Annotated in this window: 19 protein-coding genes; 4 read left to right on the top strand and 15 right to left on the bottom strand. The window is 63.2% G+C overall.

Annotated elements, in window-relative coordinates; all coding sequences use genetic code 11:
* Positions 1-81: 81 nt before the first annotated feature.
* The 4 genes from AOP79_RS05560 to dacB form a co-directional block, all read right to left on the bottom strand.
* Complete coding sequence (locus AOP79_RS05560) at positions 82-957, bottom strand: type IV toxin-antitoxin system AbiEi family antitoxin domain-containing protein (protein ID WP_082093400.1); 876 nt, start codon at positions 955-957, stop codon at positions 82-84.
* A 205-nt stretch (positions 958-1,162) separates the two neighbouring features.
* Complete coding sequence (gene hpt, locus AOP79_RS05555) at positions 1,163-1,699, bottom strand: hypoxanthine phosphoribosyltransferase (protein ID WP_062071944.1); 537 nt, start codon at positions 1,697-1,699, stop codon at positions 1,163-1,165.
* Between the two features lie 87 nt (positions 1,700-1,786).
* Complete coding sequence (gene tilS, locus AOP79_RS05550; RefSeq protein WP_062071355.1) at positions 1,787-2,788, bottom strand: tRNA lysidine(34) synthetase TilS; 1,002 nt, start codon at positions 2,786-2,788, stop codon at positions 1,787-1,789.
* A gap of 27 nt (positions 2,789-2,815) precedes the next feature.
* Complete coding sequence (gene dacB, locus AOP79_RS05545; RefSeq protein ID WP_082093399.1) at positions 2,816-4,255, bottom strand: D-alanyl-D-alanine carboxypeptidase/D-alanyl-D-alanine endopeptidase; 1,440 nt, start codon at positions 4,253-4,255, stop codon at positions 2,816-2,818.
* 64 nt (positions 4,256-4,319) lie between these two features.
* Between dacB and AOP79_RS05540 the strand changes: the two genes are divergently transcribed.
* On the top strand, positions 4,320-4,841 hold the full coding sequence (locus AOP79_RS05540; protein ID WP_062071349.1) for an inorganic diphosphatase: 522 nt from the start codon (positions 4,320-4,322) through the stop codon (positions 4,839-4,841).
* An 89-nt stretch (positions 4,842-4,930) separates the two neighbouring features.
* Here the strand turns inward: AOP79_RS05540 and AOP79_RS05535 are convergent, their stop codons facing one another.
* Complete coding sequence (locus AOP79_RS05535) at positions 4,931-6,379, bottom strand: C40 family peptidase (RefSeq protein WP_062071346.1); 1,449 nt, start codon at positions 6,377-6,379, stop codon at positions 4,931-4,933.
* A 191-nt stretch (positions 6,380-6,570) separates the two neighbouring features.
* On the opposite strand from AOP79_RS05535, the gene metX reads away from it, so the two are divergent.
* On the top strand, positions 6,571-7,767 hold the full coding sequence (metX, locus tag AOP79_RS05530; RefSeq protein ID WP_082093398.1) for a homoserine O-acetyltransferase MetX: 1,197 nt from the start codon (positions 6,571-6,573) through the stop codon (positions 7,765-7,767).
* A gap of 82 nt (positions 7,768-7,849) precedes the next feature.
* On the opposite strand, the gene AOP79_RS05525 is transcribed toward metX, so the two are convergent.
* The 9 genes from AOP79_RS05525 to AOP79_RS05485 all read right to left on the bottom strand — a co-directional run bounded on the left by AOP79_RS05525 (position 7,850) and on the right by AOP79_RS05485 (position 15,938).
* The gene (locus AOP79_RS05525) at positions 7,850-8,344 is read right to left on the bottom strand and encodes a hypothetical protein (RefSeq protein WP_062071343.1); all 495 of its coding nucleotides are present in this window, start codon (positions 8,342-8,344) and stop codon (positions 7,850-7,852) included.
* 107 nt (positions 8,345-8,451) lie between these two features.
* Entirely contained in the window at positions 8,452-9,057 is a 606-nt protein-coding gene (locus AOP79_RS05520; protein ID WP_062071339.1) for a hypothetical protein, read from the bottom strand.
* Positions 9,058-9,343: 286 nt separating this feature from the next.
* Positions 9,344-9,664: a hypothetical protein gene (locus AOP79_RS05515; RefSeq protein WP_062071337.1), complete on the bottom strand. Its 321-nt coding sequence runs from the start codon at positions 9,662-9,664 to the stop codon at positions 9,344-9,346.
* Complete coding sequence (locus tag AOP79_RS05510; protein WP_062071334.1) at positions 9,661-11,055, bottom strand: arsenate reductase/protein-tyrosine-phosphatase family protein; 1,395 nt, start codon at positions 11,053-11,055, stop codon at positions 9,661-9,663. Before AOP79_RS05510 ends, AOP79_RS05515 begins: the two co-directional genes overlap by 4 nt.
* Before the next feature lie 12 nt (positions 11,056-11,067).
* The gene (locus AOP79_RS05505; protein WP_062071331.1) at positions 11,068-12,492 is read right to left on the bottom strand and encodes a tyrosine-protein kinase domain-containing protein; all 1,425 of its coding nucleotides are present in this window, start codon (positions 12,490-12,492) and stop codon (positions 11,068-11,070) included.
* A gap of 32 nt (positions 12,493-12,524) precedes the next feature.
* Positions 12,525-12,815, bottom strand: coding sequence for a PqqD family protein (locus tag AOP79_RS05500; protein WP_062071327.1), 291 nt, complete (start codon positions 12,813-12,815; stop codon positions 12,525-12,527).
* On the bottom strand, positions 12,812-13,780 hold the full coding sequence (locus AOP79_RS05495; protein ID WP_062071325.1) for a nucleotidyltransferase family protein: 969 nt from the start codon (positions 13,778-13,780) through the stop codon (positions 12,812-12,814). Before AOP79_RS05495 ends, AOP79_RS05500 begins: the two co-directional genes overlap by 4 nt.
* Positions 13,781-13,848: 68 nt before the next feature.
* Positions 13,849-14,829 carry a hypothetical protein gene (locus tag AOP79_RS05490; protein ID WP_152648025.1) on the bottom strand — a complete coding sequence of 327 codons (981 nt, stop codon included), beginning with the start codon at positions 14,827-14,829 and terminating at the stop codon, positions 13,849-13,851.
* Between the two features lie 29 nt (positions 14,830-14,858).
* Complete coding sequence (locus AOP79_RS05485; protein WP_161794227.1) at positions 14,859-15,938, bottom strand: glycosyltransferase family protein; 1,080 nt, start codon at positions 15,936-15,938, stop codon at positions 14,859-14,861.
* A gap of 126 nt (positions 15,939-16,064) precedes the next feature.
* Here AOP79_RS05485 and AOP79_RS05480 point away from each other — a divergent pair, with 126 nt between their 5' ends.
* Together AOP79_RS05480 and AOP79_RS05475 are read left to right on the top strand one after the other, a co-directional pair.
* Positions 16,065-17,540, top strand: a complete 1,476-nt coding sequence (locus AOP79_RS05480; RefSeq protein ID WP_062071318.1) for an oligosaccharide flippase family protein — start codon at positions 16,065-16,067, stop codon at positions 17,538-17,540.
* Positions 17,537-18,697, top strand: a complete 1,161-nt coding sequence (locus AOP79_RS05475) for a glycosyltransferase family 4 protein (protein WP_062071316.1) — start codon at positions 17,537-17,539, stop codon at positions 18,695-18,697. The genes AOP79_RS05480 and AOP79_RS05475 overlap by 4 nt, the downstream gene beginning before the upstream one ends.
* On the opposite strand, the gene AOP79_RS05470 is transcribed toward AOP79_RS05475, so the two are convergent.
* Positions 18,676-20,010 (bottom strand): O-antigen ligase family protein, encoded by a 1,335-nt coding sequence (locus AOP79_RS05470; RefSeq protein ID WP_062071314.1) that lies wholly within the window; start codon positions 20,008-20,010, stop codon positions 18,676-18,678. The genes AOP79_RS05475 and AOP79_RS05470 overlap by 22 nt on opposite strands.

Genomic DNA, 20,010 nt, shown 5'->3' with positions numbered 1-20,010 from the left:
CTACGTTTCGCTGACGGCGTTGACCCCTGCTTTCCCTGACAGTTTGAACCAAAGGTGCCCGCGACACGCCGAGCAAAACGACTAGGCCGCGCGGCGCGCCCGTGCCGCGCCGTCCATTCTGGTTCGTAGTGCAGGGGAAAGGTGCCCGCGACGCCACAACACCCCTGTCACATCCTCAACAAAGTCAGCCCCCGAGACCGCCTCGAGGAACGTGTACCGCAGCACCTCGAATCCACGTGCAACCAACATCCGGTCCCTCTCCCTATCACGCCTAAACTCAGCCTCCCCCGAGTGATACCCACGTCCATCAAGCTCAACAACCACACGGTCCTCGACAAGCAGATCGACCCGGCCCACGCCCGCGAACACCACCTGCGAGCGCACCCGAAACCCCGCTTCCGCGAGTGAGACGCGAGCAAAGGTTTCCGAGATCGACTCAGCACCGGCATCGGCCCTTGCCGAGAGCCACCTCCGGTGCTCAAGCGGCACCCCACTCATCCTGGCGATGTCGTGCAACGTCAACACTCGTTGATTCAGTGCGGCGTCAACCAACGCCAGGTGCTGCAGGGGTTGAGTGCACTGGAATGCGAGTTCGAGGTCGCGTGCAACAGAGGCCGGCGCGTTGGTGCGATGAAGCACCACTTCAGTGACGGGGCGGGAACGCGGATTGCCCAGACCGCGCGATTCGGGCACCACAAGATGGGTGTGCTCGGGCCGTGGGAACAGTGGCAGCCCTCGGTCGAGCAACCCGCCAACACATCCAAGATGAGCGCGAAACACCACAGCGAGAATGCGGTCTCGGCGCGTATCAGGTAGCGCAAAGCACCCGCGGTGGGGACGTTGGATGAGATCGGCTTGGAGGGCGGCGTAGAGATCGTTGCGACTCACACCACGTCGGGACAGGTCGGTCCAGCGCGCCACACCGCCGAGTTGTCGCAGAGCATCCACGGGTTCCATGCGCACCAATGTCCCGGGGCGCCCACCACGATGCTCCGAAGTTCACCGATGCGTGGGAAAAGTGGCACTCATGGGCCGCCTGGGGACAGCAACACCGCCCCAACACTACGAACCGGTAGCGCCCCCGACACGCCGCGCTATGCAGCTCGGGAGGCCGCAACTATCGGCGCGCCGACCGCACCTTTGGTTCAAACTGTCAGGAGGGTCAGCCGCCGTAGACTTCCGGCTTGAGGACCGCCACGAACGGCAGCGTCCGATACTTCTCGTTGTAATCGAGGCCATAACCGACAACGAAGTCCGACGGAATGTCGAAGCCCACATACTTGACGTCGATCTCGACCTGCACGGCATCGGGCTTACGCAGCAGCGACGCCACCTCAACGCTCGCGGCACCACGCGAACGCAAGTTACCTAAAAGCCAGTGCAGCGTGATCCCCGAATCGATGATGTCCTCAACAATGAGCACGTCGCGGCCGGTCAAGTCAGTGTCGAGGTCCTTGAGAATGCGCACCACGCCGGACGACTTAGTCCCGGAGCCGTACGACGACACCGCCATCCAGTCCATCGTGAACGTGTTGGGCATGCGCCGCGCGAGATCCGCCATCACCATGACCGCACCCTTGAGCACACCGACGAGGAGTACATCGCGGCCCTCGTAGTCAGTGCGGATCTGCTCGGCCAGCGCATCGAGTCGCTCGGAGATGTCGTTCTCGGAAACGATGACGCTACTGAAGTCATTCATGTCGTGCAGGGTGTCCACGGGGAGTTCCTCCGAGTTAAGGGGCTGGGCTGGGTGCCGGTACTGACATGGGGCCGATGCTGGGCCGGCCTAGGGCCGGTCGTGGGAACGTTCAAAGGGGTGGGAGATCACAAGCCTGCCATATTCGCGTCGCGCTTCGAATCCACCGGGCAGTGAGACCGCGCCTTGGCCGCGATAGCCGGTGACCAGTTGATCGATAGCTTTGACGTGAGTGGCGCTCAACGCGCCCGCGCCGGCGCTCTCGGCAAGCATCTTGATCATCCTTGACCGGATCGCATCTGGGAGTGCTGCCAAAGCGTCGCATTGCCACTGTTCGTCGGGGGCGGAACCGGAGCCCATCGCGGAGCGCGTTTGCCGATCGAGTTCGTCGGCATCGGCCTGCAGCAAGGCTGCTGATCGGGCGAGCCCGGAGACCACGCCGGGGCCAAGCACCTCCACGAGTGCCGGCATGACCGTCGTGCGCAATGCACTACGTCGCGGTCCGTCGGTCACGAAGTTAGTGGGGTCGTGCCAGGGGTCGAGGCCGAGCGACTGGCAGGCCGCGATGGTGTCTTTGCGGCGCAAAGACAGGAACGGCCGAACGATGCGTCCGCGCCGCGCTGGAATGCCGGCGAGGGTTCGTGCGCCGGACCCCCGGGACAGTGCGAGGAGCACCGTCTCCGCTTGGTCGTCCATGGTGTGACCGGTGAGGAGTTGGGGGTTCAGTCCGCCCTCGGCGTCGATGCGCGATTCCAAGGCAGAGTAGCGAGCGGTGCGAGCCGCGGATTCGAGTCCGCCTTCGCGGCCCACCGTGACGCGCTCGATGAAGACGGTATGCACGCCTGCTCGGCGCACTTGTGCGGCTGCCCGCTCTGCGATCTCCGCGGAGTCCGGTTGAAGACCGTGGTCCACGATGATCGCGCCCGTCAAGTACCCCTGTTTGCGTCCTACGTAGCCAGCAGCAGCCGCGAGCGCCAGTGAATCCGGCCCTCCTGAGCACGCGACCCAGATACGTGTACCGATATCGCAGACGTCGAGGGCCTCGCGCACAGCGTTGCGGATCGCGGCGACGGACGGGTGCGGTCCAGTCATGCGTTTCCTTGCGCGCTGGACGCGTCGTTAGCCTTCACACCCACATTCTGCCAAAGCAACCAGGAACTCGTCCAAAGCAGCTTGGGGTTGTGTTTGCCCATAATCCATTCCGTCCATGAGGACTGCGAAGGCAAGCCATCGTCCGTCCGCAGTTTGGATGGCGCCAGCGAGGGTCGTCACCCCTGTCAGTGAGCCTGTTTTTGCCCGCACTTGCCCTGCTGCGGGGGTCTCGTGCATGCGCGCGTTGAGGGTGCCGGTGAGCGCGGAGATGGGCATCCAGTCCAGAAGGTCTGCTGTGGGCTGCGCGGCAACGGCGGCGGCAGTGGCACTGGAGAGTTGTAGCGGCGTGATGCGGTTGTTCTCAGAGAACCCGGCGCCGTCATAAAGCGTCAGTCCTGCGGTGTTGACGCCCATACCTGCAAGGGTCTCTTGGGTGGCGGCTGCCGCTCCGGCTGCAGTGCTGGGTTTGCCAACCTCGAGTGCGTGCACGAGCGACACGATCTCGGAAACGGTGTTGTCCGATTCCTCGAGAAGCAACCGGACTACGGCAGAGAGCGGTGCGCTCTCGACGGATGCGACTTCAACGGAGGCGGCCGATGCCGCAGCGCGCGTTGTGAAGTCGTCTTCTGTCGCGGCCTCGACAGTCACGCCGCGCTCGGCGAGGCGCTCGGCGAGGACATCAGCGGCGGCGACGGACGGGTCTGGGTAGCGCTGCGCATAGTGTTCGTCGGTGGTGCGGGCAACGTCGACCGCTACGCCCGAAGCGGGTGCGACATACCCAAGGTCAAGCGCGTACTGCGGCCATTCTGGGTTCACTGCGGGCGCTTCGAAGAGGAAGTCGTCAACGGCGACCGTGACTGGTCCAGCTTCCACGGTGGCCGAGCCGAGCGAATCAACCACGGCATCGGCGAGATCCCCCATGCCGGCCCAACCGTTCGGTGACTCTTCTGCGCCGCCGTGTCCGGCATCGGCTGCCAGCATCATGTCGCCCCCGGCAACGAGCGTCAGGGTACGGGTAGTTTCATCCCAGTTCACGCTCGTGGTGGTGGTGTAGTCCGGTCCCATGTCGGTGACGGCGGCGATCGCGGTCAACAGTTTGGTGGTCGACGCGGGCACTTGAATATCCGTAGCGCCCAGGTCCGCAAGCGTCTCGCCGGTCAGGAGGTCGATCACGGAGACGTTGGTGGATTTTCCGGTGCGCTCATCGTCACGCAACTCTTGAGCAAATTTTTGGACTGTGGCTGCGTCGGGCAATGGCGCATCGGCGCTTATGGGAGAGACGACCCCCTCCTCAGGGGCCGCAGCGAGTGCGGGTGCGGCCGTCAAAAACGGCGCAGGTTCGGGGGGAATGGGCTCCGCAGTGATGAATCCGGGGACCACGTCATACGCGTCAGCGACGGCGTAGCCGCCTAATCCCGCAAGCACAATTGCGGGCAACACCACACCAACTGCTACTCTCGCGCGCACACATCACCCTTCGACATGGGCCACACTAGTACCCAGCACACTCTCCAACGACGCAAGGAATGCTATGGAATTCGACGTCACCATTGAGATCCCCAAGGGATCCCGTAACAAGTACGAGGTCGACCACCACACTGGGCGCATCATGCTTGACCGGATGCTCTTCACCTCCACCCGCTACCCCGACGACTATGGGTTCATTGATGGCACCCTCGGCGAAGACGGCGACCCCTTGGACGCGTTGGTCCTTCTCGAAGAGCCCACGTTCCCCGGCTGCCAGATCCGGTGCCGCGCGCTCGGCATGTTCCGTATGCGTGACGAAGCGGGCGGCGATGACAAGGTTCTCTGTGTGCCAGTCGGTGACCAGCGCCAGACGTGGCGCCGTGAACTCAACGACGTCTCTGACTTCCACCGCCTCGAAGTCCAGCACTTCTTTGAGGTCTACAAGGACCTCGAGCCCGGCAAGTCCGTTGAAGGCGCTCACTGGGTCTCGCGCGAGGAAGCTGAAGCGGAGATCAATGACTCGTTCAAGCGCGCAGAGGGCACGCCTTTCGCGCACATGAACCCGCTGTTCCCGCCGCAGCACTAGACACGACAACGAGAGAGCCCCGCATCAATGGCGATGCGGGGCTCTTTCGCGTTCGAGGGCTGGCTCTGAGGTGAGGTGCCCTCAGTGACTTATGGTCGGCCGATGTACGGCATGAGGTTGGCTGTGCCCCAGGCGTACAGGTTGCGAGTCTGGGCCGGCACTCCGGGCTTGCGGGCCTCCATGACTTGACCGTTGCCGATGTAGATCGCTACGTGGTAGATGCTCGAGGAGCTGTTGCTGGTACCCCAGAACACCAAGTCCCCTGGTCGCAACTGGGAGTACGAGAGGTGCGTGACCGCGGTGTACTGCGACCGTGAGGTGCGGGTGATGTAGTGGCCAGCCGCGCTCCATGCACTCATCGTGAGACCCGAGCAGTCATACAGCGGTCCGGTGCCACCCAACAGGTAGCCAGCGCCAGTCTTGCTCTGTGCCCAGGCCGATGCCGCCGAGCCTTGGGAGGCCGACGACGACCAGCTACCGCTGGGAGGCTCTGGTTCGGGGTCGGGCGTTGAGGTCTCTGTGGGCTTGGGGGTCGACGTTTCGGTGGGCCTTGGGGTAGAGGTCTCGGTAGGCGTCGGAGTCGAGGTTGCGGTGGGCTTGGGGGTAGAGGTGTTGCCGCCGGACGAACTTCCGCCTCCGGAGGAATTGCCGCCACCCGAGGAGTTGCCACCAGAGTTGCTGCCCGAACCGTTCGAGCCGCCGGAGTTGTTGGCTTGTTCCTGCTCGAGCCGCTCTTGCTCGGCAACGAACTCCGCTTGCGCCCGGGCTGCGCGTTCCTCAGCCAACCCGTTTTGACGTTCCTGTTCGAGTTCCTCGGTCACGCCACGAAGCTCTGCAAGACGGCCGATGGCGGCTGATCTGGCGCTTGCGGCATCGGTGAAGGCCTGGTCGGCTGCGAGACGGGTGGCTTCCGCATCATCTGCTGCTTTCGCGGCGGCGGCCTCGGCGGCTTCCGCTTTTTCTGCGGCGTCTGCGGCACGCTGATGCATGGTGTCAGCGACAAGTTCTGCGGCGCGCACTTCCTGGACCGTGGCATCGGCCTTGGTGCTTGCCCTGTCGATGACCTCGTGGCGGGTGACGACGTCGTCAAAACCGTTGGCTTGGGTGATCGCTTCCAACTGGTTCATGGATCCCGCGTTGCGGTAGGCCACGATGGCGGCGCTCGCGAGTCCAGTGCGGGCTTCTTCAAGGGCGGCCTGCGCTTCTGCAGCGGCACCCTCTGCTGTGAGAAGTTCCAGTTGAGCCTCGGCGAGGTCGTCCTTGGCTTCGAGGTGGTCCTCTTGCGCAATGAGTGCGGCGACTTCAGCATTCTCGAGCGCCGTCTCGAGGCCGGCGACTGCTGCGTCGAGTTCCTGGACCGACGAGGCTGCACTGTCTGCTGCGGCACGGGCGGCAGCGATGTCGTCCTCACCCGGATAGTCGTCTGCGACGGCTCGGGTGCTGGGGATCGCGGTGAGGGCCGTGACGGTGAGGGCTGTGACGAGCGCGGGCACAGCAATGCGTGCCGGTAGGCGCCAACCAGAACGTCGTGTTGCCATCATTCTCACTCTCAAAAGGAACCCTGTGAGGCCGGAAGTCACTTTTGTCACATCTGTCACATGAGACGCATGAGTCAAATCATAAACATGAGAGCCCTGAATCCGCTACCCCCCTGTGACACTTCGCACTCACATCGAGCGCCACACCCGCGCGCATTGCAGTCCCCGCGTGCCCTAATGTGGATTCCGGTATGGATGACGACGGAATCGAATCAGACGCATGGGCTGCAGACCAGGGCCGAGGCCCAGGCGCGCCCATCCCCGCCACTGCCGCATGGCGCGAGGGTAACCACCCTGGCCGACGGCAGTTCTTCGCCCTAGGCGACCTGCCCCTTGAGGCAGACCCCATGGGGGTACTGCCCAACGTCACCATCGCCTACGAAACGTGGGGCGAACTCAACGCCGCTCGAGACAACGCCATCTACATTGCCCACGCACTCACCGGCGACAGCCATGTCTTTGGCCCCGCCGAACCAGGCCACCACACAGGCGGCTGGTGGAACGCGATGGTCGGCCCAGGCAAGCCCATCGACCCCGAACGCCACTTCATCGTCTCCGCGAACGTCGTCGGCGGATGCCAAGGAACCACCGGCCCGTCCTCCACACACCCCGAGGACGGCCAGCCCTGGGGATCGCGGTTCCCCTACGTCACCATGCGCGACATGGTCAACGCAGAAATCCGTCTCGCAGACCACCTCGGCATCGATCGCTGGCGGCTCATCGCAGGACCCTCGATGGGTGGCATGCGCGCCATCGAATGGACAGTGATGGCACCCGGACGCGTGGGCGCCATTGCACCCGTGGGCTCCACCGCTGCCACGAGTGCAGACCAGATCGCCTGGTCCACAGCGCAACTTGCCGCCATCACCGCGGACCCGAAGTTCCGCGACGGCGACTACTACGGAGCAGCAGACGGGGACGGCCCCCACACCGGCATCGGCATTGCGCGCATGATCGCGCACACCAACTACCGGTCCGAAAACGAACTGCAGGAACGCTTTGGGCGCCGCTACCAAGAAGGTGGCGACCCGCTGGGCAAAGGCGGGCTCTTTGCCATCCAGTCGTACCTGCAACACCACGCACGCAAACTCGCACGGCGCTTCGATGCCAACACCTACGTGCGCCTCTCGCAAGCCATCCAGTCCCACGATGTGGGTCGCGGCCGTGGAGGCGTCGAAACCGCGCTCGCCCAGTACACCGACCCAGCCTTGGTGGTAGCCGTCGACTCCGACCGCCTGTACCCCTTGAAGAACTCACAGCGACTCGATGCCGCCATGTCCGGTTCGCGAGGCGTCAAAGTGGTGCACTCCCCCGTGGGTCACGACGGGTTCTTGGTGGAATCCGGCCAGCTCAACGCTTTCATGTCGGAGTTTGAGCAGACACTCTGAGCGCTCATCTGAGTGAGCGGGTCAAGCGCGCGTTGGCCGCGCCTTCGTCAAGATGCCCAAGCTTCTCGCGGCGCCAGGCGGGTCACTCAGGCACAAGCGTGGTCTTCTGCGAGATATCCGTCGGCGTGTAGGTCTCACCGTTGTGCTCCATGGCCGGAGCGGACAGTGTGGACGTCACTGTGTAGGAATGGCTGCGATCGTAAGGATCAACCTTGAACTCCACCTGCGACGCGTTCTCATAGGTCAACACCACAGTGCCGGACGTCTGGAAGACCTGCCCCGTATCGAGATCCTCAACCGTGATCGTGTAGGTCGCTGTGATCGGGTTCTCAAAGGGTTGATCCCAGGGCCACGACGACGCATAGCCGTAACGGGGCTCAATGATCAAAGTGCCGTCATCTTCAAAGTGAGGCGGCCCGTTGAACGCCAGAGGGGTACCAGGATTGTCGCCGGACGCGGCACGTGCCGGAATGGATGTGGCTACCACTATCGCGGGAGCCGCCCAAACCGCCGCCGTCAGCACCGAACGGCGCGACATGCGGTGCGGGCCACCTGCATACGGGGTCGCGGAAGTCATCAGAGCCACCTTTCGCGGGAAGAACCCCTTGATTGTACTCCGACAAAAGGGACTTCTCGCGGGACTCAGGTCCCCGGACGCACAGCCGCGGAGTGGCGGTTCGACGGCTAGCGCGGGACGATTCCCGGCTTCGTCAGGAGGGCACCAGCGGAGTCGATCGCGTACGCGTCGAGGTTCGCAACAGTCGGCTTGGCGGTGGTGCGCACCCAGAAGAGGTCGATGTTTCCACCTGCCCACACGGGGATGGGGTAGCTCACGTTGGGGCCACCCGTGAACCTCAGTTCAGCCGTGAAGACGCCGTTGGTGATGGTCGGTGCGCTGCGCAGCTCCCAAGCCGAGTCTGCCGGAACGCCGATGGCGTCATTCACGCCGAACTGAATGGGTTCGTAGACCTTGTCCACCGTGAGAACAATCCATAGGTCGACAAGGGGAAGCGTCGGCGACACTCCGGTCAGGGGCTTGTATTGCAGATACGAGCTCATCAATTGAGCCTTCGTATTGCCTTGGCCTTGGACCCAGTGGCTCGAGTTGTAGCGCCCTGTCGGACCGTTGTGCAGTTGGCCGCTGGGTGCCACGGGCGTCGAGGCCGCGTAGGAAGGCACCGCGGACGCCACCATGATGGTGGGGGCGGCCCATGCAGCACCCGCCAGCACACGGCGTCGGGACAGTCCCGGCGATGGTGCCGACGGACTCGCGTCAGGGGTGTCGTTCATGGTCCTCAGTCCTCAAATCTCAAGCCTTGCGGTGAGGAGACATCAGTCGCGCTGGGCCTTCCCGATGCACGACGGCGTCTCCGCAACGCGTCATATTACGTGATGAGAGGTGCGGAGGCGCCCGCTATGACGCGGCCAGACATTCCCAATTCCCGTAATGAACTATTCAACTATCCCTAGCGCCGACATCGCGCCGACATCACGCTGCGGAGCCGACATCACGCTGTGCCGATGTAACGCGCTACTGACCCGGGGGATTCCTCGCTGTGAGCAACGTCACGCGAGGTCACTGCTCAACGCGCGTCGCGTCCACCGTCATGAGGCCCTCGAGCAAGAGCGGCTCAAGGATGCGCTGCAACTGGACATCGACCGAGACTCCTAGGGGCTCCCCAAAAATCTCGAGCAAACGAGTGCGCAATGCGGAATAGCCGATGCCCTCCCACGCTGCGCTCATGGACTCTGCCGCGACCTGGGACAGCAGGTACAGATCGTACCCACGCAACACCAACATCTGACCATCACGGACGAGAAAATCGTCGGCATGGGACGTCAGTTGTGAATCATCCGCAATCCCCACGGCTTGAGGCGCGGATTGGATCTCAATCATGCCGCCTCCAGTTCAGGGAAGAGGCCAACCACGCTGGACGCATCACTGTAGGTGAGGCGCCACACCCCACCGACAGATTCGGTCAGGCGGGCGAGGTCATGGAGCTTATCCGGAAGCTGCGGGAGGTAGGAGATATGCGGGGCCATGTCCGCGAGACCAGGGAGCAACGGGATCTGTTCCAGCATCGGCTCTCGGGCAACGTCCGGAATACGGTTCAGCACAACCAACCTCGACAGCCGCAAACCCTCGGGAGGGCGGAGCATCCCTAGATTATCGGGAGAGCGTTGCTGCTTGACCCCCGTACCTCCCTCAACCACCAGCGATAGTGGCTTGGGATACGGAAAAACCTCACCGTGAAGATCCACCGCAAGCGTCTCGTCCGTGACATACCCGTAGTGGGCACCAAGGGTCCGCGCCAATGTGGTCTTGCCCGTCCCTGACGGCGCAATCAACCCCACCACCTTCCCATCCGGACCGGCCAAACCTGCAGCATGCACCATCAACAACTGGCCTGCACGCGCATCAATGGCACGCACCGTCACTGTTGACGTGACGTAGTGAAGCGCCTCCGGCACGCTGCGATACGTCGTCCAACCTCGGCTGCTCGCCCAGGTACGGTCCTCGGCATCGTGCCGCACCGCCAAGTGGACGATGCTCTCGGGCTCACGTGGCGACGTGGCGAGAGTCCGAGAAAAAGCGGCCCGCACTGCCGCCGCGAGTCGAGCGGGATCGTCGCCATCACACACCACACGCACGGCCACGCCAAAGGCATCAATGTCGACAGACTGCTGGTCAGAGTCACTGTCCCAGCTTTCGTCACCGACACCAGGCGCCATCGACACCCAGATCTTCGCAAGCCAATGGCAAGACCTCTCCACCTTCGCGAACATCTCGTCAACGGCGGCCGGCGTGCGCTCATCACTACTGAGGTCGTAGTTGTCCGCCACCGAAGCATTTTGCCGAGCCGCGTTCAGCATGCGGGCATGCTCAACAAGCGGGGCCATCGCGGCTACCTCCGCATACAGGTGACCGATCTCCGACATCGTGAACGTGATCCGCTCCACCGCAGGAAACCGCGCCACCAACTGCGAACGCACCGCTTCACGTCCCGTGATCACCATGTCGGCACGCTCCAGCAGCTCCGCAGAGACCTGCTGCGACACATACGGGCCGCGGTCACACTGATGCGATTCCAACGCCACCCGTGCCTGAGGCTCAATCTCACGACCGCCCGGCTCCTCGAGGCCCGCACTTTGCACATCGATAACCCCAGCCGCAACAGACCGCTCACGGAGCAGCGAGCAGAGAATACGTTCAGCAACCGGCGCCGTAAACGTGCCGGACATGCCCACGATGAGGACGGTAAAAGGATGTGGCTCAGCGGAAGTCATGACGCATCGTTTCTATGGTCGCTGCGCCTTGCGGGAGCGGGAACTGGTGTCACGCTTGGCCGTAGGCGCATCGTATTCGTACGAGTAGCCGTAGTACTTGGAGTCAGGGCCAGACCGCGCCATCCCCGTGAGGATCACACCGAGCGCACGGCCTCGCACCTTGTCAATACTCGCGAGCGCCCGGTCCAGGATGTCGATCGTTGTCCGTCCCGCACGAACCACCACCAACGCGCCATCAGTGCGCGCAGTCAAGATAGCGGCATCGGTGACGGGAATCAGGGGCGGCGCATCGATCAGCACCATCGCGCTCGCGTCAAGCTTGCGGAGTGTTTCACGCATGGTGCTTGAGCCGAGAAGCTCTGACGGATTGGGAGGAGTAGACCCAGAACCCAAAACCCACAGATTCCCCGTTGCACCATACGGTTGCAACACGTCCTCAACCTGGGCCCGGCCTACAAGAACGTCAGTCAGTCCCGCCCCTTGAACAAGGTCCAAATACTCCACGATCTTGGACCGACGCAGGTCTCCATCAACCACGATGACCTTCTGCCCTGACTCTGCAATCGCCTGAGCCAGTTTGATGGTGGCGGTCGACTTGCCATCACCCGGAAGGGGGCTAGTCACCGTCAAGATACGAGGCGGATTATCGACATCCATGAACTGGAGGTTGGTACGCAGTTCGCGGATAGATTCATCCGTCGCAAAGTCAGGAGTCGCCGATGCCACGCCACGCTTCGCAATCGACGCATCGTGGGGAATGGTCCCAATGACGGGAAGCGTGAACTCCTTCGCAATGCTCGCAGGAGTACGCAACCGGCGGTCAAGCGACGCCCGCACAAGAGCGTAGGTGATGCCAAGAATGAGACCCACGAGCAACCCCAGCGCCACAGTAAAGCGCACGTTGGGAGAGCTAGGCGCCCCTGGCAACGTCGCCGAGTCGAGGGACTGCAACCGGACGATGCTTCCGTCGGCATCAGGGACATCGGCCGGGTCAGAGACGTCGTTCTCAAGCAGGGACACCGCAACAGCCATGCCATCCACCCACGACTGCGCAAGGGCCTGGGCGTCCTCAGGAGTGCCGGCGTTCGCAGTGACCAGCAAAACTGCAGTGTCCTCCGGGTTGGTCACACTGACCTGACCCACGAGAGACTCAGGAGAGGCATCCAGCCCCAAATCCTCGATCACATACTCCGCGACCGTGCGAGAACTACCAATGTCGACATAGGACTGAACCCGCGATTTGGCGTAGTTGTCACCAATCAACGCTTGGTTGATGTCCTCGCTCACACCCGTCGTGATAATCGCCGAGGCATTCGAGGTATACACCCGCGGCTGAGTCGTCGTGAAGAGATAAGCAAGGAGCGCACAGGCCACAGTGACAAGCACGATCGCAATCCAATGCGCGCGCAATGCCTTCCCGTAGTCACTCAGCTCCATGGGATCTCCGTTCGGTGCAGGCTCATCCCAGGCTACTTGACAGATGAGCCCCAAACGACGACCCCTCGCTCCACCAGCGCGTCAATAAACGCTGGTACGTCCCGCGAGACTTGCTCGCGAGCCTCGCTCGGAAGCCCATGCGCGAGGTCTTCGACGATGTCAGCGACGGTGGCGCTGCCGTCGATGCGGTCCCAAATTTCCAGTGCCGCGCCTTCAAGCACAAGGGGCGACGGTTCCGTGTGGAGAGCACCGAGGTTGAGGACCCATGCCCGCGACTCGGACCTCACCACAGCGAGTCGCTGCGCAAATGCCACGACGGTCACGACATGCCTCCCTCTCCGTCACGTCCACTCGAGGTGCCACCCGGTGGCCGAGACCGCGTCGGGTGATGACCCTTTGCCACCAGATCTCGTGTTCGCCGAGCCTGTACAGCCGCTTTGAGCCCTTCCGCGACACGTTCAAGCCGTCCTCGGAACGCCGGCCACCACCCAGTTGGAGTCTCCGGGTGCACTAGCCGATAGTCAGCTTCGCTCTGCCACGCAAGGCGTGCGTATGCGGCAGGTCTGCGACGCCACGGGAGCCTGCGTATAGCCCGCAAGTTTGCTGCCGTGAGCCTGCCGCCTGCCTCCGTCATCGCATACCAATCTGCGAGTGCGTCAGGGACTGGTTGCGGCAATGGTGGCGTAATCACGCCCACCTGCTCCAGGAACGGTGCTGCCGTGTGCCTACAGCCAGTTGCGTCGGCGAGGGCACGCAGCGCAGCCGCCTGGTCCTGAGCCCCGACAGCGTCGATCAGCTGGTCGAGTTCACGTGCGTGTCGGGCTTGGTCCTCTGTCGAGCGCAACGAGTGAAGCGCCAAGATGAGTGCGGCTCCCTCGTAATCAGGGATCGCCACCGGTTGGTTCCCCACATCAATGGTGACGCGCCTCGACCACAGTTCGTCGAAGACGGCCGATGCGGGCTCGAGAAACCCGGGAAACTCCCAGTGGACGTCAATATCGCAGGGCCAGGCCTGATGAAAAAGCGAGACCGAGTGACCGCGGGCGCCTTCCGGACGCTCTGGGCCTCGCCTTGTCTTCCACCCCAGTTCCTCCAGGCAATAGACGAACTGCTCGGCTTCCACTGGCTGCAGCAGTATGTCAATGTCGGCACTCATACGAGGACGACGCAGGCCATAGTGTTCGACCGATCGGCCTTTGATAAGCAGGAGACGACTTCCCAGTTGCGTCGCGCCGTCGGCGCACATCGCCGTCGCCAAGGCGGTCGCTACGGGAAGGGGAAGGGTCATTCTCTGACCTTAGCCGGGCCAGGATCCAGTGGTGACGACCAACTGTTCAGGGACTGCCAACTGGCGCTTCATTCCAGTGCGCGCGTAAGTTCCTCCGTGTCGAGGGCTCCCTCCATGTCGGCGCGGACCCACCTGCCCTCTGAGGGGACGTGATGCCACCAAGGATGCCGCGCCACGACAACGCCACGAGAGCCCATCCCTGCAAAGAAACTGAACGAACTCGGTGCAGCCACCAGCACTCGCGCAGACGCCATCCAGGCGAAATCCGAGTCACGTTCACCGCCCGCGCGGACCTCTACCCCCAAAGGCTCGAGGGCATCGCGCACCTCTCCGGGTTGAGGGTCCTGCAAAACTGCGCTGATCGGGAGATCGCGCAGTGCTGGGTGCTCCTGCAATTGCGTGGCCACGCGCTGGTGCCAGGCCAAGTCGACATAGCGAGGGACCGTGTCGCTTCCAGGAGTACTCGCGTTCACATCGCCTCGACGTACGTGGAGAACGACACGAGGCACCGAGCTCTCCCATTTCTCGATGCTGGCACCCTGCGTCCCCCCAAGGACAGCCTGCCTGATCGTTGCGGAAGCGGGCGTCTGATCAAAGCGCGCCTGATCGAGTGCGAGGGAAAACTGAACCGGCCTCCGGTACCGGGCGAGCGCCTCGTCAACCTCGGACTTGAGAACAGTCAGTGCGTGAGCATTGAGTTCATTGGGTACTGCCTGGAGGCGGACCTTCGGCGTTGCGCGTGGAACGTTGACGTCCCGGTCGAGGGAGAACAGGTTGCTCGAGTTCTGAGTGAGCGCACCCCCAGCAAAACGCATGCCAAGGTCGCGCGCCCACAACTCTCCGCTCACCCACGACGACACTTGATGACCTAGGCCCGCAAAAGGGTGGATTGTTGCCGCCAAGACTGACGCCTCACGCCACTCCGCCGGGATTCGGGGTTCCTCTGCCTCCTGCGCGGCCTTGAGCCTGTCGTCAAATGAGGCAAGTTCGCGCTGGGCACGATGGCGCCTGACGCGCACTTGAACGCGCGCATAGGGCCGGTCTGTCACACGTGACAGGATGCGGGAAGCCACTGGATCTACTCACTTTCCACGGTGTGTTCGGTGAACGACGATCTTGTGTTGGCGCTCCCGCTAGGGGCGAGGGAACGCCCCAAGGCTCTCTCGAGAATCTCAGCGGGCAATGTCGCCTGGTCAAGATTGTCCCGTGCCCAGTGTCGCCCGGCGCCCGCCAATGCCCTGCGTTCCGCGGGGGCCACGTCGGCTAGGAACGTTCGGATTGCTGCCACGAGCTCGGCAGGCGTGTCGGCCGTGTGGAGGAATCCGGCGTTCACCGGCAAGAAGTCCTCGTAGCCGGGGTGGTGCGTGGTGAAGTGGATGCCGCCCGCGGCAAGCGAGATGGCAAGCCTATTGGAGAAGTAACGGGGCTCCCTTGGATAGTGGTCCCAGTTGGCAGAGACCCACGAGGTACCCAAAGCGTCTCCCTGCTCCCAGAATGGAACAGGGCCTCGAGCTGACTGACCCGACCAGCCGTTGCCATAGAGCGCGAGGCGAGCACCGAACTCCTGCGACGCAATCTCAATGAAACGACGCCGTGCACGACCGCCGGGGTGGCCGCGCCACGGGAGTCGAGGTCGACTCGCGTTGGCGATGACGGCGACATCAAACTCAGGGGTCCAACTATCCGTGTCACCGGCACCAAAAGTCTCGATGTCGCACGTCTGGCGAATCCATTCGACCCGTGGTGCGCCAGTCCTGCGAAGGTTGTCGACGAAGGTCCCGGCGCCACTGGTCAGGACTAGATCCGCGTGACGCGCTGCAGTCGCAGCATCGTCGGGCAGTGGATTGCGTACGGGCGCAAATGGGTCCATTTCTTGATAGACCACACAAGAGACTCCCGCGTCGCGCCAGCGTGAGAAATGCGCGGCCGTGAGGCCACAGCCCTGGATGTGCTGGAGCCAGATCACGTCAGGCTTGGCAGTCAGCACCACGTCATCCAATAGTGCCCGCGCCTTGGGCCCACGACCAGAACGAACGGCGGCGAGCAGGCTTAAGACGTGCACATGCTCGACGAAACCTTGATCCGCTAAAGACTGAAGTCCGCGTCGGTAACCACGCTGGTCGCCGATACTGGCTTCGTTGGGGATGTAGAGCACCACAGGGCGCATCCTGTCCCTCCGTTCGCCGTCCCGGTTCATGCAAGACTACAAGTGTCACTGCACCAGGTGACGGACCCCCTGCTGAGACAATGAACAGACGTCTAGCCCGCTGACCCAGGAGGACAGGTGCCCACTCGCTCGCGCACACTCCTCGCGGGATTTATGTGGACGTATGGGGTCCAGCTCGCGACTGTTGTGGCGCAATTGGCCTACGCGGCAACGACCTCGCGCCTCGCAGATTCCGTGGACTTTGGCGCTTACGGAGTTGCACTGAGCGCCAGTGCACTGATCGCCCTGGTGGCTACGGGCGGTGTCGCACAAGGCATGGGCCGATTAGCCCGCACCGATACGGCCGACCCCGCCGCACTGAGCGTCGTCGCGCTGCTGTTCGGCGGCGTGGGAGCAATCGTGCTGTTTGTCACGGCTCCGTGGTGGGCTGCACTATGGGGAGCATCCGAAGCGGTCACGGCAACACGTGTGATGGCGATCAGCGTGCTCACCGCACCACTCGCGGGGGCGTTCACGGGCTTGCTCAGGCGCCTGGGCCGGTTTCGCCGTGCTGCGCTCACTGCCCTCGTGGCCAACCTCACGGGCATGGCGGTGGGTGTTGCCACAGTGATGGCAGCACCATCTGCGGCGGCGCTGGTCGTGTCCGCCGTCGTCGCGAGCGCCCTGACCGCGCTTGGCACCGGGTTCGCGGTTCGCACGCACTTGCGGCAACGCCCGACGCTTAGCATCATGCGATCGCACCTGACATATTCCCGCAACATGATCGGGATGAGGCTGCTCTCCTATGGCTCCGGCAACGTTGGCCGATGGACAGTCTCGAACGTGCTGGGGGTGGGCGCTCTTGGCCAGTGGAACCGGGCCGATGCTCTCACGTCGGTGCCGTTGCAACAGCTCCAGACCTCGACGACCAGTGTGATCTACCCGGAATTCCGGCACGCATCGGAGTCGCCAGAACGCGCACGCCACACATGGACTGACCTGCTCAGCCTGCTTGCGTGGGTCTGGCTCCCGCTCGCGGGCATCGCTGCCGCGGCCACGCCGTTGCTCATCCCGGTGTTGTTCGGACCCGGATGGGAAGCCGCTGCACAACTCGCCCCTGCCGTCGTCGTCGCGACAAGCATTCAGGCACTCACATCGACGTTGTCTTCTGCGCATGAATCCCTCGGGAAATTCACCTGGTTGCGGCTTACCCTCAGCGGATCGCTCCTCGTCAATTGCCTCGGGGCGGTCGGTGTCTGGATCAGCAACCAGTGGTGGCCGATCATGGTCGCTCTAGTACTTGCGACTGTCACCCAACACGGCATCGGCGTCATGTTGTCGTCACGTCACGGGTATCTCCAGGGAGCCCCACTGGCACGAAACTACACCTTGGCCACCAGCGTCGGAGCCCTGATCTTCCTCTCTGCGTGGGGGCCCGTGCGCCTCATGGGGCTCGACACCAAGCCATTCGCAGGTTTGCTCATCGTCGCGGCGGTGACCCTAGTCTGGGGTGCCCTTGCCTGGTTGAATCGCGCTCGTCTGGTGCCACTCACCCTCGCCAAGAAGTACGGAGCCCTTTCACCAGGCGCCGTTCCTGAGGGAGACACCCCATGAAGATCGTCCTTGCGGCCCCTGTATCAGTCTCAGACTGTGCAGGCTTGCTCGACGACTCCGATGCCCAACGCGCCCTCGCCCAGCCTGGCAACTATGGCGCTGCACCAACGCGACTGGCTCTCGCCTTACATGACGCGGGTCACGATGTCAGCGTCGTGACCCACCGGCGTGGCCACGGCAATTTGGAACTCGCTGGTAGCCGCTTTCGCTATATCCAGGTCCCGTCCCGAAGTTCTGCGCGTTCCCAGGCCGTTGACGGCTGGCGACACGAGCGTCGCCTGATGGTGTCGGCCATCACGGAACTCGCTCCGGAGATCGTGCACTCGCACTGGACCTACGAATGGGCGCTTGCGGGGATCTCTTCAGGGCTACCTCACGTGACGACAGCGCGCGACGCACCCACCACAATTCTGAGGCACCACCGGGACGCCTACCGGGCTCTCCGGTGGCTTATGGCCGCGCAATTCCGGATGCGCGCACGCTCCACCTCGCTGGCCACGCCGTCCCCATACTTGGCGGAGCGGTGGCGCACAGAGATGCGCTGGACCCGCGACATTACCGTGCTTCCCAATATTGCTCCGGGCGCGCCGACGGCTCACGTAGCGACGGCAAACCATCCAACGCTGGTCGAAGTTGCTGATGCTGGCCCGCGCAAGAACATTCGCGGTCTTCTTCAGGCGTTTGCTGACGTTCGCCGCACCACGCCCGATGCTGAACTCCGACTGGTGGGTCCCGGCCTCGGTGAGGGCGACGGTCTCGCACGGAGCGCTCGCGAGGCAGGCCTCGCTAACGGTGTGACTTTCGTAGGCCCGTTGGAGCCTTCGGACGTTCAGACAGAACTGATGCAGGCATGGGCGCACGTCCATGCCGCCTTAGAGGAGAGTTTCGGAAACACCCTCGTCGAGGCGATGGCAATGGGCACACCGGTGATCGCGGGAGAAGCAGCGGGCGCCGCTCCTTGGGTGCTCGGCGATGCGGGGCTGGTGTGCGATGTTTCAAACCCGGCGAAGCTCGCATCCGCGATGGTGTCACTCCTCGAGGACTCGTCACGCCGGAACGAGCTACATGCGCTGGGTCTCAAAGAAATCGATGAGCGCTTTAGTGCCCACGCTCTGGCGCTTGCTCATCAGGAGTTTTACGAGCGGGCAATCGGCTGACGGCGGTAACTGCTGGAGCCGATCTTGGACTCGCGGGGTTTACCCGGTGTGGGATCGGAGGCTCCGGTCGTGACCGCAAGAAGCATCCCAAGTACGCCCATGGCTTGAAAAGGCCAGGAGTAGCCCCAGCCAAAGACAATCAACGTGACAGCAACGACAATCGCAGCTGCGTTGGCGTCCCGACGCAGGGCGCGCGCGAACATTGCGAAGCACCACACCACAAGAGCGATGAGCCCGACGAGCCCGATGCGCAGATAGATAGATACGTACCAATTGTGTGGCGAGTACTCGACCCACACGCCGTCTTCATCGAGCCGCCTCCAACCAGAACCCATCGAGGCCCCAAAGAGAATGGTGGGGAGCCCCTGCTCGACGGACGCATCGATCAGCGAGCTCCACGCCGCGGTCCGCCCCTCGTAGGTGCCCGCGGAAGACGCGGATTGGAGGAGTTTCGAGGTCACGTTCCCGTCGACAAACACCGCAATCACGAGCACCACTATGCCTGCGGCGACACCGAGGAAAAGGGCTTGAACCTTTTTGACGAGGCCCGCGCGAAAGAACGCCACCACCAGTGCTACCGCAACAGCGACGAGCACCGATCGTTGCTGGCTGAGAACAAGAACCACGGCCATCGGTACCACCGCAAGCGCTGATCTCGCCCAGTGTCGCTGAGTGGCGGTGGCGACCACGACGAAAATGCACATCGCCAGCACGAGCGCCTGGGCAGAGACGAGGATCCGTCCGCTGTGCGTTTCGCCTCCGACATCAACGAACTCATCCGCGGCCCCAACCCCATAACGGATTGCGTGATAAAACCCCAACGTCGTCAGCGCGATTCCCGTTGCCACACTCCATACCCTGAGAAGGCGGTCCTTGTCCCCTCTTTGGCTCCAGTCGACCGATAAGGCCCACAGGAACACCAACGGCACGAACAGGATCGACCGAGCTTCATTGATTGCGGAACCAACGCCGTTATCCGAGATACCCCGCAGTAGTGAAACGAGGAGGAGCAGAGTGACAAGGGCAGCGACGTTGAACAGCGCACCGCGCCTCACGGTGTTTCGTATGAGATTGATGCCGGCGGCACCCACCATGGCGATGACTAACACGTCATTGGGGTAGACGGCGGCTCCGCCCACTGACACCAGGGCGGGAGGTGCTGGCCACTCCCACAGAACCAGCACGGAGAGGGAAAGAAAAACCATCGCGGCCATCGGCCACCGGACAAATGCACCCATCAGCGCCACGAGCAGAGTGAGTGCCCCCGCGGCCTGCACGCCCTCCCACAGCAGCCCGACTACCTGATCTGACAT

Source organism: Demequina sediminicola (genome assembly GCF_000975055.1).
Lineage (GTDB): Bacteria > Actinomycetota > Actinomycetes > Actinomycetales > Demequinaceae > Demequina > Demequina sediminicola.
Note: the sequence above shows the minus strand (reverse complement) of the source record. Positions and strands in the feature narration are given on the sequence as shown.

Coding starts and splice junctions, on each gene's coding strand:
- AOP79_RS05560 (WP_082093400.1), bottom strand. CDS start 957: ATGGAACCCGTGGATGCTCTGCGACAACTCGGCGGTGTGGCGCGCTGG.
- hpt (WP_062071944.1), bottom strand. CDS start 1,699: ATGAATGACTTCAGTAGCGTCATCGTTTCCGAGAACGACATCTCCGAG.
- tilS (WP_062071355.1), bottom strand. CDS start 2,788: ATGACTGGACCGCACCCGTCCGTCGCCGCGATCCGCAACGCTGTGCGC.
- AOP79_RS05540 (WP_062071349.1), top strand. CDS start 4,320: ATGGAATTCGACGTCACCATTGAGATCCCCAAGGGATCCCGTAACAAG.
- AOP79_RS05535 (WP_062071346.1), bottom strand. CDS start 6,379: ATGGCAACACGACGTTCTGGTTGGCGCCTACCGGCACGCATTGCTGTG.
- metX (WP_082093398.1), top strand. CDS start 6,571: ATGGATGACGACGGAATCGAATCAGACGCATGGGCTGCAGACCAGGGC.
- AOP79_RS05525 (WP_062071343.1), bottom strand. CDS start 8,344: ATGACTTCCGCGACCCCGTATGCAGGTGGCCCGCACCGCATGTCGCGC.
- AOP79_RS05520 (WP_062071339.1), bottom strand. CDS start 9,057: ATGAACGACACCCCTGACGCGAGTCCGTCGGCACCATCGCCGGGACTG.
- AOP79_RS05515 (WP_062071337.1), bottom strand. CDS start 9,664: ATGATTGAGATCCAATCCGCGCCTCAAGCCGTGGGGATTGCGGATGAT.
- AOP79_RS05510 (WP_062071334.1), bottom strand. CDS start 11,055: ATGACTTCCGCTGAGCCACATCCTTTTACCGTCCTCATCGTGGGCATG.
- AOP79_RS05505 (WP_062071331.1), bottom strand. CDS start 12,492: ATGGAGCTGAGTGACTACGGGAAGGCATTGCGCGCGCATTGGATTGCG.
- AOP79_RS05495 (WP_062071325.1), bottom strand. CDS start 13,780: ATGACCCTTCCCCTTCCCGTAGCGACCGCCTTGGCGACGGCGATGTGC.
- AOP79_RS05475 (WP_062071316.1), top strand. CDS start 17,537: ATGAAGATCGTCCTTGCGGCCCCTGTATCAGTCTCAGACTGTGCAGGC.
- AOP79_RS05470 (WP_062071314.1), bottom strand. CDS start 20,010: ATGTCAGATCAGGTAGTCGGGCTGCTGTGGGAGGGCGTGCAGGCCGCG.